At 45.3% G+C, this 14,353-nt stretch carries 10 protein-coding genes; 8 read left to right on the top strand and 2 right to left on the bottom strand.

Annotated elements, in window-relative coordinates:
• Positions 1-621, bottom strand: a 621-nt coding sequence (locus BZG83_RS13705; RefSeq protein ID WP_131825091.1) for an efflux RND transporter periplasmic adaptor subunit, incomplete at its 3' end; no start/stop codon positions are given.
• An 850-nt stretch (positions 622-1,471) separates the two neighbouring features.
• Here BZG83_RS13705 and BZG83_RS13700 point away from each other — a divergent pair.
• Positions 1,472-2,857: a multidrug transporter gene (locus tag BZG83_RS13700; RefSeq protein ID WP_077481323.1), complete on the top strand. Its 1,386-nt coding sequence runs from the start codon at positions 1,472-1,474 to the stop codon at positions 2,855-2,857.
• A gap of 30 nt (positions 2,858-2,887) precedes the next feature.
• Here the strand turns inward: BZG83_RS13700 and BZG83_RS13695 are convergent, their stop codons facing one another.
• The gene (locus BZG83_RS13695) at positions 2,888-4,309 is read right to left on the bottom strand and encodes an aminotransferase-like domain-containing protein (RefSeq protein ID WP_077481321.1); all 1,422 of its coding nucleotides are present in this window, start codon (positions 4,307-4,309) and stop codon (positions 2,888-2,890) included.
• Positions 4,310-4,459: 150 nt separating this feature from the next.
• Between BZG83_RS13695 and BZG83_RS13690 the strand changes: the two genes are divergently transcribed.
• From BZG83_RS13690 to BZG83_RS13660, 7 genes are all read left to right on the top strand, one after another.
• Positions 4,460-5,824: a cytochrome ubiquinol oxidase subunit I gene (locus BZG83_RS13690; protein WP_077481319.1), complete on the top strand. Its 1,365-nt coding sequence runs from the start codon at positions 4,460-4,462 to the stop codon at positions 5,822-5,824.
• 9 nt (positions 5,825-5,833) lie between these two features.
• Positions 5,834-6,835 carry a cytochrome d ubiquinol oxidase subunit II gene (gene cydB, locus BZG83_RS13685; RefSeq protein ID WP_077481317.1) on the top strand — a complete coding sequence of 334 codons (1,002 nt, stop codon included), beginning with the start codon at positions 5,834-5,836 and terminating at the stop codon, positions 6,833-6,835.
• 8 nt (positions 6,836-6,843) lie between these two features.
• Positions 6,844-6,969: a DUF2474 domain-containing protein gene (locus BZG83_RS13680; RefSeq protein ID WP_077456798.1), complete on the top strand. Its 126-nt coding sequence runs from the start codon at positions 6,844-6,846 to the stop codon at positions 6,967-6,969.
• 147 nt (positions 6,970-7,116) lie between these two features.
• On the top strand, positions 7,117-7,470 hold the full coding sequence (locus BZG83_RS13675; protein ID WP_077481315.1) for a DUF805 domain-containing protein: 354 nt from the start codon (positions 7,117-7,119) through the stop codon (positions 7,468-7,470).
• A gap of 129 nt (positions 7,471-7,599) precedes the next feature.
• Positions 7,600-8,118, top strand: coding sequence for a GrpB family protein (locus BZG83_RS13670; protein WP_077481313.1), 519 nt, complete (start codon positions 7,600-7,602; stop codon positions 8,116-8,118).
• 171 nt (positions 8,119-8,289) lie between these two features.
• A complete protein-coding gene (locus tag BZG83_RS13665) occupies positions 8,290-9,492 on the top strand; it encodes an EAL domain-containing response regulator (protein ID WP_241825798.1) in 1,203 nt (400 codons plus the stop codon).
• A complete protein-coding gene (locus BZG83_RS13660) occupies positions 9,489-14,282 on the top strand; it encodes a PAS domain S-box protein (protein WP_077481311.1) in 4,794 nt (1,597 codons plus the stop codon). The genes BZG83_RS13665 and BZG83_RS13660 overlap by 4 nt, the downstream gene beginning before the upstream one ends.
• Positions 14,283-14,353: the final 71 nt, after the last annotated feature.

The following is a 14,353-nucleotide window of genomic DNA, read 5'->3' as shown; positions in this document are numbered from 1 at the left end:
AGCGATAGGCGTTCCGACGTTGATGTATTGGCCAACCCCAATTTCGCGAGATACTACTAACGCATCATAAGGTGCCGTCACCTTACAGTTTTCAAGATCGCGCTGTGCGCGTTTGAGCGCGGCCTGTGCGGATTTGACGCGCGCCTGTGCACTCAAAACTTGAGGCTTTCTCAAGTACAAGTCTGTTACTTGTGAGGCAGGGAGTGTCTTCGCTTGTCGCTTAGCGACAGCGGCTTGCGCTTGTTCTTCAATCAGCGCGGCTTTGGCACTGGCGAGATCCGCTTCAGCGCTTAGCACAGCAGCCTCATAATTATCGGGTTCAATGGCAAAAAGGATTTCTCCACGTTTCACAATACCGCCAGCAACAAAGCTTGGATGCCAACTGACCACTTCGCCTGAAACCTGAGCCGCGACTTGGGTGCTCTCAAGCGGCATCACTTCACCGTGAGCGCGGAGTACCACTTGGTGTTGCATCGGAGAGATGACTTGGGTTTCTACCACTGGCGCGGCTTGTGAAACAATGTCTGCCTCAGTTTGAGGTTCAGTCGCAGCGATTGCCGTATAGGCAAGGTAGCCAAGGGCAAGAATAAGCGGTGGCGCAACCCAACGAAGTCCTTTCATTTACAGTGGATCCCTGTTCAGCTGGTTATCGTTACAGACGACGTGTCTGATTTTCCTATTAAGTATTGACCAAGTTATCACGCAAAACCGCTTGACGGACCGTGCTCGTCATGAACCTTTGATGATGGTCTTGTTTTTAAAGGTTTAACTCCCTTCGCCTCTCATCAGCAATATGTCCATGTTCATCGCTATGTTTAGTAATACGTTTTCGCTTACGTTGACGATCCCTAATATCGTCAGTTGCACATGCTTAGATGGCTTTGATTGGTTGTTCTTATTTTTCGTTTTAAAATTTCATGTTTCATCAATTAGTGCGGGTGATCACGGCTAAAAAGCGTCATTAAATAATTTATGTTGTAAATTAACAGAGTTCTAGAGCGTTTTAATAAGCTATTTATTTGTAACGTTAAACAAGTTGTGAGGTTTTACGTCAGTTTTTACTAGGTTTTTTGTCAGTTAAGCGGTGAGACGTTGAAGGCTATGCATTAAAAGCCTGAGGTTATGATGACAAGCTCTCAGGAGCGTGAACCCTATTTCATGTTGGCCGTAAATTTATTTTTTTCTATAAATCATCTATTTATACTCTTATCAGTGGTTTCATTGAAAGTAAGATCTATGTCATGAAACTGTCAGAATCTTGCCCTCTATCATATTATTCGCATCAAAAAATAAGATTATGTTGATGTTTTTTTCTGCGTATTTAGTCTGGAGATGTGGTTACACGAAATGTGTAAGCAGCGGGGCGAAAACACGGGCGACAAGCTCGGTTTTCAAATCGGTTTTGAACTCTAAAACACTAAATAACGCACAGAGGCAAAACCAAAAATCTTGGAGGCAGCAGGAGTTTTCCATGAATAAGATTTTTAAATTATCCACATTAGCAGCGGCAGTACTCTCTGCTGGCGTGGCAATGCCAGCACTCTCACAGGAAGCAACAGCAGATTATTCGACAAGTACCTCTCCTTTTTTCTCTGATGCAACGATTAGTGGCAATCTCAACTTTTGGATGCGAGCCCGTGATCGCGCAGGTACAGATGCCAATGGCAACGATACTACCAAAGAAACCAACCTTGACCACGGCTCTATCTACGCAAATCTTGCCTTTAACTCAGGCTACGCGGCGGAAGTGGTTGGCCTTGATTTGATGGCGTTTAGCACCTTTGATATGTGGCAAAACGGTGGCCCCGACCATGAAATGAACTTTTGGGGAGTGAATAATCCCTTTGATAAAGAGCCAGATGATAGCGAATGTACGGGCGCATGGGACGAGGAATGTACAGATAATGGCGTATCACTGGCTACCGCCGCGGCTAAATTTAAATTTGGTGAAAGCGTAACAGCGAAGCTTGGTTATTTTCAGCCTTCGGTGCCAAGTACGATTGGTGTTAACTGGTCGTTTGCGCCGGGCACTCATGTAGGTGGTGAGTTAGGCCTGAAGTTCGATAATCTTAATATGGGTCTTGTTGTCTCTGAGCGCTATAAAGCCCCTTGGTTTAAAGAAACCTATGAATTTCAAACCACCAACGGAGAAGATGCAGGCACAGCGTATTCACTAGGTGCGCGTTATACCATGGAAAACGGTATTTCTATTGATGCAGCCTATGGTGCATTAACGGATGGTGATCGTTGGAACGCGCACGTTAAGGTCAAAGGCACCACTGAGGGTGGCGTGTATTGGTCGCCGCAACTTTATGTGGTCGATGATGACGAACAATATGATAGCACTGCATTCCAACTCGCCATGCTCACCAGTATGTCATCAGGGCAGTATTCGTATCGAGCAGAGGCCACCTATACCGAAGCCGACTCCGGAGACCCTGCCAAGGTGGAAAACTTAGCGTATCGTTTGACGAGTCAATATGGTGGCTCTAACGGTACTTATGACATTTGGTGGAATAACCGCTCGGATTTTAACCATGATGAAGAACTGGCGCTATTTGGGTCCTTATCGCGTGATTTCTCGGATATTGGGGCTAAAGGCTTTAGTGCAGGCTTTAACGGTGCTTATGGCTTTGGATCATCGGCCAAAGGGTATGATGATCTAAAAGAGTACTCCTACAGTCTGTTTGCAAATTATGCGATTCAAAATGGTGCACTTAAAGATGCGAAGGTCAGTTTTTACTTCACGCAGTACTTCAATGATACCGATGCACCGAGCTGGAAAGGTTATACCAATCTATTCCAAGACGAAGATGACTTTAAGTTAACCTTAGCAATTCCTTTCTCCATTAAATAAGGTCTTTTTGGTACTGTCTTTTAGCTGAGCCTAGCGCTCAGCTTTTTTTATGTGCTGTGCAATCAAATCACATAAGGTTGCCAGCGCATTTTTATGTGAATGATCGAGCGGGTAAGAGGCATTCAATCGAAAGCAATGGGCAAACTGTGCGTGTGTCGCAAACATATTGCCCGGAGCGATACTGATATGGTGTTTCAGTGCAAGGTGGTAAAGCGCGGTGGTATCACTGCCTTTGGGCAAAGCTATCCATAAAAAATAACCCCCTTGGCTGTTGATGACATCAACGCCTTGCGGCAAGTGGGTCATCAGAAACTGATAGGTCGCCTTTTTTCGTTCAGCCAGTGTGCGACGCAGTTGTTTTAGATGGTGCTCATAGTTTCGGTTATGCAGGTAGTGGGCTACAGCAAGTTGAATGGGGACGCTGGTGGTCACCGTGCTCATCAACTGCAGCTTTTGTAGTTTCTGGGCTTGATCGCCAGCGGCTACCCACCCGAGGCGAAAGGCATCGACCAAGGTTTTTGAAAAAGATGAGCAGTGCAAAATATGACCGCTGCTATCAAATGCTTTAATGGGCTTCGGTTTGTGTTGGCCATCGTAGAGTTCGCCATAGACATCGTCTTCGATTAAGTACACCTGATAGCGATTGACGAGCTCGGCAAGACGTGCCTTTTTCTCGTCTGACAGCGAATATCCCAACGGATTTTGATGATTGCTCATCAGCCAACAAGCGCGAATTGGATGCGTTTGCAATGCGCGTTCAAGCGCATCAAGGTCAATACCTTCCGTCGGATGAGTTCGGATTGCCATCGCTTTGAGTCCACGATTTTCAAGGGCTTGCAATGCGCCGTAAAACGCGGGGCTTTCGACTGCGACCCAATCGCCAGGCTGCGTGACCGCGCGCAAGCTAAGATTTAGCGCATCCAATCCGCCTGCTGTGATTACTATCTCATCGGGTGAGATTTGCATGCCCTGCGCTGCATAGCGTTGGGCAATCAGATGACGTAATTGGGCATTACCCGGGGGGAGGTTGTCGACCACGCTATGAATCGACATAAAGCGCACCGCAGTGGTGAGCGAACGGTTTACTTGATGGCGAGGAGCGAGTAGGGGATCAACATAGGCATGCCCATAGCTTGCCATGCCGGGAGAGCGACTGGCTTGCAAGACATCGAAAATATAGTCATTGATATCGACAGATTCTGCAGGGTGAATCGCACTGTCTGGCTTGTTATCGTCGAGTTCGGCATGGGGAGCGACGCGGTAACCTGAGCGGGACTGAGAAACAATCCACCCTTGGCTTTCTAGCAGTTGGTAGGCTTGGAGTACCGTCATGACACTCAACCCTGAATAAGCGGCCTGTTTTCTCAGCGAGGGGAGCTTTTCTCCCACATGCCAAATGCCGGCTTGAATTTGTTGTTTGATCTGCTCACTAAGCTGCTGATACTTAGACATCTTCTTACCATCATCGCCGACAAGTAAACCAGACTATAACACTGAAAAGATCAAACTGTTATAGGTTAATCTGAATCGTCTGTGTATGGGCACATTAAAAATGGGCTTCTACCATGCGCGTTGGTCTAATTACTAAAGTGGACTTCACGTATGTTTGGTCTTGATGCCTTTATGTTGGCCCGTATCCAATTCGCGTTTACGGTTTCTTTTCACATTATCTTTCCTGCGATTACGATCGGCCTTGCCTGCTACCTTGCGGTGCTTGAGGGGCTATGGCTTAAAACTCGCGAGCAGGAGTACAAAACCCTTTATCTGTTCTGGTCAAAAATTTTCGCGGTCAACTTCGGGATGGGCGTGGTGTCTGGGTTGGTGATGGCATATCAATTTGGCACTAACTGGAGTGGCTTTTCCGAGTTTGCAGGCAGTATCACTGGCCCACTGCTGACTTATGAGGTACTTACGGCGTTCTTTTTAGAAGCCGGATTTCTTGGTGTGATGCTGTTTGGTTGGCAGCGTGTCGGTGATCGCTTGCACTTTTTCGCCACGTCCATGGTCGCGTTGGGCACCGTGATCTCTGCCTTTTGGATTTTAGCCTCCAACAGTTGGATGCACACGCCACAAGGGCATGAAGTGGTCAATGGTCAAGTAGTACCTGTAGATTGGTTCGCGGTGGTGTTTAATCCCTCTTTCCCGTATCGCTTAGCGCACATGGTAATCGCGGCGTTTTTATCCAGTGCCTTATTTGTTGGTGCGTCGGCGGCGTGGCATCTGCTCAAAGGGCAGCGCAGCCCAGCCGTAAAGCGGATGTTTTCGATGTCGATGTGGATGCTGTTGTTCACCGCGCCGATTCAAGCGTTTATTGGCGATTTACATGGCCTGAACACCTTGGAATATCAACCTGCAAAAATTGCAGCGATGGAAGGACATTGGGATAACAGCCATGGTGAACCCACGCCGCTTATTTTATTTGGCTTACCGGACATGGAGGCGGAAACCACCCGCTACAAGATAGAAATTCCCTATTTGGGGAGTCTGATCTTAAAACACAGTWTGACCGAGCAAATCCCAGCGCTAAACGAATTCCCTGCGGAAGACAGACCCAATTCGCCCGTGGTCTTCTGGGCGTTTCGTCTGATGGTGGGCTTAGGGCTATTGATGATCACGCTTGGACTAGTGGCGGCGTGGCAGCGCTATAAAGGACGCCTGTTTGAACACCAAGGGCTGCTCCGTTTTGCTTTCTATATGGGGCCGGCGGGGTTGGTCGCGATTCTAGCTGGCTGGGTAACTACTGAGGTAGGGCGCCAGCCTTGGGTCGTGCATGGCCTTTTACGCACGCAAGATGCGGTGTCTGCCCACGGTGACTTGCACATGAGTATTAGCTTGATCAGTTTCTTTGTGGTGTACGGTTTGGTCTTTGGGCTGGGGTACATCTATATGATCCATCAAATTAAATTAGGTCCGGATCAGCATGATGATACACCGCATGAACCGTTAACTGTCTCTGGCCGTGTGTAAGGGGGAAACATGGATTTAGCAATGATTTGGTTTGGCATCATCGTGTTTGCCACTTTAATGTACATCGTGATGGACGGATTTGACTTGGGGATCGGAATCCTGATGCCGTTTATTACTGAGCGCGAAGAGCGCGATTTGATGGTTAACAGTGTCGCGCCGGTATGGGATGGCAATGAAACTTGGTTGGTCCTTGGTGGGGCGGCATTATTTGGTGCTTTTCCGTTGGCGTATGCCGTGATTGTTGATGCGTTAACGATCCCGCTCACCTTGATGTTGGTAGCGCTTATTTTTCGCGGCGTGGCGTTTGAGTTCCGTTTCAAAGCGCTGCCCGGGCATCATGGCTTTTGGGATACCGCCTTTATGGCCGGGTCTATTTTTGCCACCTTTTTCCAAGGGGTGACTGTGGGTGCGGTGATTGAAGGCTTTCCTGTCGAGGGGCGTGCTTTTGCTGGTGGCGGGCTCGATTGGTTGGCACCGTTTCCTCTCTTTTGCGGCATAGGACTGATCATTGCATACGGTTTACTGGGGGCCACTTGGCTGATCATGAAAACGGAGCATGCGTTGCAAATGCGTATGTACCACCTGAGTCGTCGACTGGTTGTGTTGATGGCGGTAAGTATCGCGATAGTCAGTGTTTGGACGCCATTTGCGTATCCGGGGGTTGCCGACCGTTGGTTTAGTCTGCCAAATTTGCTCATTCTCTCTCCAGTTCCTTTATTGACGGCTTTTTGTTTGCTCCGTCTCTGGCGTACCCGTCCCGATCAGGCTCACCATCGTCCATTTATTATGGCGTTGTGTGTCACCCTGCTCGGGTTTATTGGCCTCGGCATCAGCATTTGGCCGCATATCATTCCGCCCAGCATCACAATATGGCAGGCTGCTTCACCACAACAAAGCTTGCAATTTATGCTGATTGGCGCGGTGTTTATCATCCCGGTTATTTTGATGTACACCTATTGGAGTTACCGTGTCTTTAGTGGCAAAGTGAATCCGGACGAGGCCTATCACTGATGGCTGGTATGACAAAACCGACTTGGCAGCGTTGGCTTTGGTTAATCGCGATCTGGGGAGTCAGTGTAGCGGCATTGGGGGCTGTCTCTTGGCTATTTAAGCTTTTGATGCACGCTGCCGGTTTGCAAAGCTAACCGTCTTCTATTTGTGTAAGAAATCAGTGATAAGGCTCCCAAGCTGATGATAAAACAGTCAGATGTCTTATCACTGACATGGTCCTAACGGCGTTCCTCATTCTAAGATACGTATTATCGGCTTTATTGCTAAAAGGTGATTAACGTATGGAATGGTATTTAAAAGTATTGCGCCAGTACGCTACATTTTCTGGACGTGCGCACCGCCAGGAATACTGGATGTTTTTTCTGGTTAACTTTTGTATCTCGTTGGCGATTAATATTGTCGCAGAGTTCTCGGGATTGGTTGTGTTGAGCATGGTGTATTCATTAGCCTTGCTGCTGCCAACCTTGGCGGTGACATCAAGACGGCTACATGACACAGGACGTTCAGCGTGGTGGCTACTGCTTTTGTTCATACCTCTGCTTGGGATGGCGGTCATACTGGTACTCTGTGCGCTAGAAGGCGATCAAAACAGCAATCAGTACGGTTCTAATCCTAAGCTCGCGGAAGGCGTCTAGCACAGAGGTGTGATTTGTTTGCATGGGAACTGCTGGTACGATAAACACCATCGTCTGATGGCAGTCGATAGGCTGCTCGTAGCGAGTCACTCGTATTTATCAGCATTCCTCTTTCCAGCAAGGTGCCACATGATCACACTCGAGCCTTACCAATTAGTTGACGCCAGTTTCTCTCCTTGGCGTCCTATTTACTTAGACGTTGCCCAAGCCCTGTCTGACCATATCTCGACACCTCGTATTGAGGTACTACATTTTGGCTCTACGTCTGCCAAAGTGGGAGGCAAGGGGATTATTGATTTATCCATTCTCTATCGTTCTGGCGAGCGTGATGATGCTGTCGCTCACCTCTATGCCCTCGGTTTTCAAGATCAGCACAGCGATCAACCTTTTCCCGAATACCGGCCTCGCAAAGATGCCTCTGTAATCTTTCAAGGTGAGCGCTTTCTGGTGCACGCCCACGTGATTGAAAAAGACAGTGATGAGCATCATCGTCAAATTGCGTACAAACAGTATTTGCTCGATAACCCTGATGTGCGCGCTGAATACGAAAACGAAAAGCGCGCCATACTCGCTCAAGGTGTGCGTGATCAAGATGTTTACGTTAAGCACAAAGCCCCCTTTGTGAAAGGGGTGCTGGCTAACTTGTAAAATCATGGCTCGACGATCAAGCCAGCTTACCTACCACAATCACATACTTTGGTCTTATAAACGTTCATACCCTTGTAGATGAACTACAGTTACTGTGGACGTTTTAGCGATATTACTGGGGTACTGACTGGTTATGGTACATATGCCGGTAGGGATGATGAGGCTTGGTAAGTGACTGAGACACAGTGTCAAATATTAATAGTCGATGATCAAAAGGTGGTGAGGCATACATTATCGCTCTGCTTGCGTAACTTAGGATACGAGGGCTGTTATGAAGCGAGTAATGGTAAGGAAGCCAAACGAGTCATTGAAGAGCACCAAATCGATGTGATTTTTTGTGACTTAAATATGCCTGTAGAGGATGGCTTTGAGGTATTGCGATACTTAGGTGCCAGTCATTTTCAAGGCGCCATTGTTCTGATGAGTAGTGAAGAACAAGACGTATTACAATCCACATCTCAGCTAGCACGTCTTTATCACCTCCAAATTATCGGCTGTTTACCCAAGCCGTTAACCGCTGCTGATATCAAGAGTATGTTATTGGATTGGGCAGCACTACCCACAGTAAGCATGGGAAAACTCTTGAATGAGGGAGCACTCTCATCGGAACAGCTTATTCAATTTATTGAACAGGGTAGTGTAAAGGCGTATTTTCAGCCTCAAATCGATCTTAATACACAAGCTATTCAAGGGTTTGAGGTTCTGGCGAGAATAGAAGAATCGCCACAAAAAATATTGATGCCAGATCTATTTATCCCTGCTGCAGAAGGAGATGCAACCCTTATTTTAGCGCTGACGAAGTCTATTATCCAAAGCGCATATGAAGATGTGAAGCAGAATTGGGATTACGTTTCATCGCTGTCATTCTCTTTTAATATATCAGGGAGAGTACTAGAGCATGATAATTTTCCTAATTGGTTAAAAGGTATCAGTGAAGAATACAGTATTCCGACACAACAGATTGTTTGCGAACTAACAGAAACAGCACTCAATGACGACCAAGCTATAACGGATGCACAAATGCTACGCATGAGAATGCTTAAGTTTAAGCTCTCTATTGATGACTTTGGTACAGGTTATTCATCTATTGCCCAGTTACATGCCATCCCCTTCAACGAACTTAAAATTGATAAATGTTTTATTTTTGATTGCCTGACGAATAGTAAGTCTGCGACGGTTGTTGAGCAGAGCGTTAAAATGGCCAAAGCCTTAGGGCTCACCGTGGTTGCAGAGGGGGTTGAGAGCGCTGAAGTCGTCGAGTTTCTTCGTCATTTAGGCTGCGATAGTGCTCAAGGGTATTTCTACGCAAAACCGGCGCCGATGAGTGATTTTATATCAGAAACCTGGTTTATCAATCGAGCCTACCCTCAATGAAACTTTCTATAAAGTTACCAATTGTATTGATTCTGTTGGGTGCTATGATGCTTGCATCCGTTACCTTTGTCTCATCAAAAGGCAAAGAGATGTTGAAAGATACTATTCTTGCCAATATCGAACGAGAAGCGACACTACTTATTCGCCTTATCGATAGGAATCTATTTGAGCGTTATCATGACGCAAATGCCTTCCCTCTCTCTATAGGAAATATTGAGGGAGAAAACCCACTAGGAAGTAACTCGCAAGAACTCGTGGTTAGTCGGTTAAATAATCTAGTTGAAGACTATAAAGTATATCGGAGGATTGCAATATTTGATATTCAGGGCAATCTTATGGCGGTAAACAGTAAAAATCGATATGGAAAATTGTTACCTCAGTTAAGAATCTCTGCATTGGATATTAAAAATACTATTTGGTTTAATGAAGTCATCAATGGTCAAACATTAGTGCCCGAAAAACCGAAGAGTACTTATGTTACTGGGCCTGAACGTTTTATATTTAACGAGAATGCACGCACCTACGATATGATTTTTGCCTCGGTGATTCATAACAAAGCAGGAGATGCCATTGGTGTTTGGGTCAATGTAGTAGATTTTTCAGCAGTAGAGGCGATTGTTGGTGAAACGTATGATTTGTTGTCTAGCCGTGGTTTTATAAGTTCAGAGTTGACGATTTTAGACAGAGAAGGACGTATCATTGTTGATTATGACCCAGTTGGGCAGAATGAAGCGACGTATGAACGAGATTTCCAAGTTCTTGGTCAGCTGAATCTCGCTACTCATGGGGTTGAAGGCGCGCGCTTAGCTGTATCTGGTTTGAATGGCTCGAATATATCGACACATTATCGTAAGCAAGTAGAACAAGTAACCGGTTATGCCCATACTCGCGGTGCTTATGACTATCCCGGATTAGGATGGTCAGCGATGATCCGCGTCGATGTCAGTGAAGCATTTCTTGCTCCTGATAATTTGTACAAAAATTCATTTATAATGACAGCGCTACTACTGTGCGCTATTTTAATTATTGCTTTTTATTTGACGCGTAAAGTTACAGTGCCGCTTAGCCAACTAACCAATGCGGTGAAGAAATTAGCCAACGGACAGCAGAATTTTGAATTGCCAAGAGCAAGCAGAAAAGATGAAATTGGCTTAATGAGCGAAGAGCTATTCAACTTGAAAAACATTGTTATTGAGAGGGAAAGGCTTAATCGTGAAATTGAGGAGCAACGTTTTCATCTTGATATTCAGAGTCGGGCGATTGATGCAGCCGATATTGGTATTATTATTACGGATGCTAGGCTTCCTGATATACCGATCACTTATGTAAATAGCGCGTTTGAAAAGCATACAGGTTACTTATCCAAAGAAGTGGTTGGAAAGAACTGTCGTTTTATGCAAGGCGATGATAGAGAACAAGCAGAAGTCGCTACGTTGAGATCTGCTATAGATTCAGCTATACCTGTAACGGTTGTATTGAGGAATTATAGAAAGAATGGTGAGCTATTTTATAATCAACTGCACGTTAGCCCTGTTTTTGACGATAAAGGACAGCTGACACATTTTATAGGAATTCAGTCTGACATTACAGAAATTAAAAGGTCTGAACGCCAGCAGAGAGCGCTACTAACTCAAGAAGTAAGAAAAGCAACTAATGCTGTGCTTGAATCCGAAGCACGTTTGAGAACTGTTTTAGATACAGCGCTAGATGGTATTGTTGCTATCGATAGCCGCGGTATTATCATCGACTCTAATCGCTCTTTAGAAGTAATGTTTGGGCGAAATAGAGATGAACTAATTGGTCATAATGTCAAAATTTTGATGTCAGACCCGCATCATTCTAGCCACGACCAATATATCGAAAAATATATCAAGACTGGTGAACGTAAGCGGATAGGGCGACCTACGAAGCTAACCGGGTCTCATAAGTCAGGAGAGGTGTTCCCGATAGAAATTTCAATAGGGGAAACATGGTTTGGAAAAGAAAAAGGATTTGTCGGTATTATCAAAGATATTACTGCCGAAGAAGAGATTAAAGAAAGAGAAAATAAACTGCAAAAGGAACTTAAAGAACGAGAGTTGATCTATCGAACTGCATTTGGACAAGCTGCTGTTGGTATCTGTCGAGTTGATCTTGACGGTAATTTTATTGAGGTAAATGATAAAATATGCGATATACTTGGTTACAATGAAGAAGCGCTACTTCAACTTAACTATCAAGATATTACCCATATCGACTTTTTATCAGAGAGTAAAAATAATGTAGCTATGCTGATTTCAGGTAAGGAACGCTCATTTTCAATGGATAAGCGTTATATCAAACGAGACGGTACTTTCGTTTGGGCTACCTTATCAGTGTCTGTCGTGTTGGATGAATGGGAGAACCCTAAATATTTTATTGCAGTTATTGAAGATATTGAGTCTCGGAAAATTATAGAGGATGAATTACGAGCAGCGAAAAAGTCTAGAGATGAACTACTTAGAGGTATGCAGTTAGCGTCTGATGCGGGGAGGATTTGTAACTGGTCGATGGATGTTACAACAGGCCAGCTCAAATGGGACGATAATATGTACCGGCTATACGGTGTTTCGCTTGGTAGTGAGGTTGATTATCAAGTCTGGCGTGACACACTTCATCCTGAGGACCGAGACATCGCGGTCCACGAAGTTGAAACGGCGCTTAACCAAAGCAAAGTATTTAATGCTGAGTTTCGGATAATTAATCCAACCACAAGAAAAACACATTGGGTTAAAGCGGCCGGTAATGTAGCGAAAGATAGCGATAGTGGAAAAGAAATATTATTTGGCATTAACCTTGATATTACTCAAGAACGAATGACGCAAGCGAAGCTTGAAAAAGAAAGTATTGCTGCTCATAAAGCCAATCAAGCCAAGTCTCGATTTTTAGCTACTATGAGCCATGAGATTAGAACACCGATGAATGGCGTTATCGGTATGGTTGATTTGCTAAAAGAAACCGCGTTAAACAGAGAGCAGGCACAAATGGTCTCTACGATTCGTGATTCGTCGTTTTCACTCTTAGAGATTATTAATGATATTCTCGATTTCTCAAAAATTGAATCCGGACAAATGTCGCTTGACCCTACTGAAGTAAATATACTCAATTTGATCGAGAAAACACTTGAAGCTCTATGGGTGCATGCATACCAAAGCGGTGTAAACCTCTATTTTATACATGATTATGCGACACCAGAATTTATCACATTGGATTCCGTTCGCGTTAGGCAAGTACTACTCAATTTACTTGGTAATGCAATTAAGTTTACCAGCTCGGAGAGAGAAGTCAGCGATGTGTTTATCAGGACATCCTACTGCCATGGTACCCAAAGACTTTCTGTCAGTATTCAAGATACCGGCGTCGGTATGACCGATGAGCAAATAGATAAACTGTTTAGTCCATTCACTCAAGCTGACAGCTCTACGACGCGTCGTTATGGTGGTACTGGGCTCGGTTTAAGTATCTCCAAATCCTTTGTCGACCTCATGAAGGGCACGATTGATGTTACCAGCGAATTTGGTAAGGGAAGTACCTTTACGGTTACTATTCCGGCACCTTGCTCTAATGATGGTAATAGTCGCTACCATCATTACGATTTTTCTCATTTTTCCTTTGTCCTTTTTCTAGAAAAAAACAGCGCATATTCAACTTATCGCGAGCATTTCAACCAGCTCAATCCAGCTAATGTCTTAGACGGTGATAAGATTGAATGGGCCGAGTGGAAATGTGAGACCATGATTGCGGTCACAGCGAGTGAAGACTTTGTTAGCGACCATCCTGATATTCGTCGCATCGTATTGGGGGAGCCTCCCGTCGGTGCTGAAAGATATACTTACCCTGGCGCATATTGGCTGAGCCCTTGTCCGCTCAAACCGAGTGAGCTAGTTATAGCCGCAGCTATTATGTGTGGGCTAGAAAGTCCGGATGTAGACTGGAGCCAAGCGATTAGTAATGGAGATGCATTCGTAAATGCGAATCAATTTGATGCGAAACAGTGTGGAGCGATTCTTTGTGCAGAAGATCAACCGACCAACCAACTAGTACTGGCGAAACAACTGAGCCAACTCGGCTACCAACACGAAATGACGGCAAATGGTCGAGAAGCGTTGGAGAAGTGGCGTCAAGGTCACTATTCGCTTCTTATCACCGATTGCCATATGCCAGACATGGATGGTTTTGAGTTGACGTCAGAGATAAGACGTTTAGAAGCCGAAGAAGGTAAGCCACGAACGCTGATTATTGCTGTTACCGCGAATGCATTAGTCGGAGAAGCAGATCACTGTTTGCGAGCTGGGATGGATGACTATATTGCAAAGCCAGTAGAGCTAGAGACGTTAAAGCGTGTATTAGCGCTCAGGCTTAGAGGASGTTCACTACGTATAGATACCATGAAGCCTTCAATTGGCCAATCCAATCGAGGTATGGAAGATAGCACATCTCTCATCGATGATATTCAGTTGGAGAAAATCATTGGGAGTGATGATAATGAGATGAAGCGCGCCGTATTATCAATGTTTTGGGAGAGCTTGAGCGCTGACATGCAGGAGTTGGAGCAAGCCGTTAATGATCAAGATGAAGATAAGGTTAAGTCGCTTGCACATGGGGCAAGAGGCGCGGCAACATCAGCTGGTGCCATGGCGTTGAGCCAACTATTCCGGAATATTGAAAAAAATAGCGCAGATATTAAACACGTTAAAAAGGTCTTTACTGAGTTGCGAGTCATGGTATCCGCCCTTGAAACTGAGTTACGTAAAGATCGAATCATTGAATAATGCCACCATGCTACAGGCCGCTGAATGAGCCTATCCACGCTTTGAAGGTGGGTAAACGCATATAAGTATAC

This window comes from Salinivibrio sp. PR919, from assembly GCF_001995355.1.
Classification (GTDB): Bacteria; Pseudomonadota; Gammaproteobacteria; order Enterobacterales; family Vibrionaceae; genus Salinivibrio; species Salinivibrio proteolyticus.
This window is presented reverse-complemented; position numbering and strand designations above follow the sequence as displayed.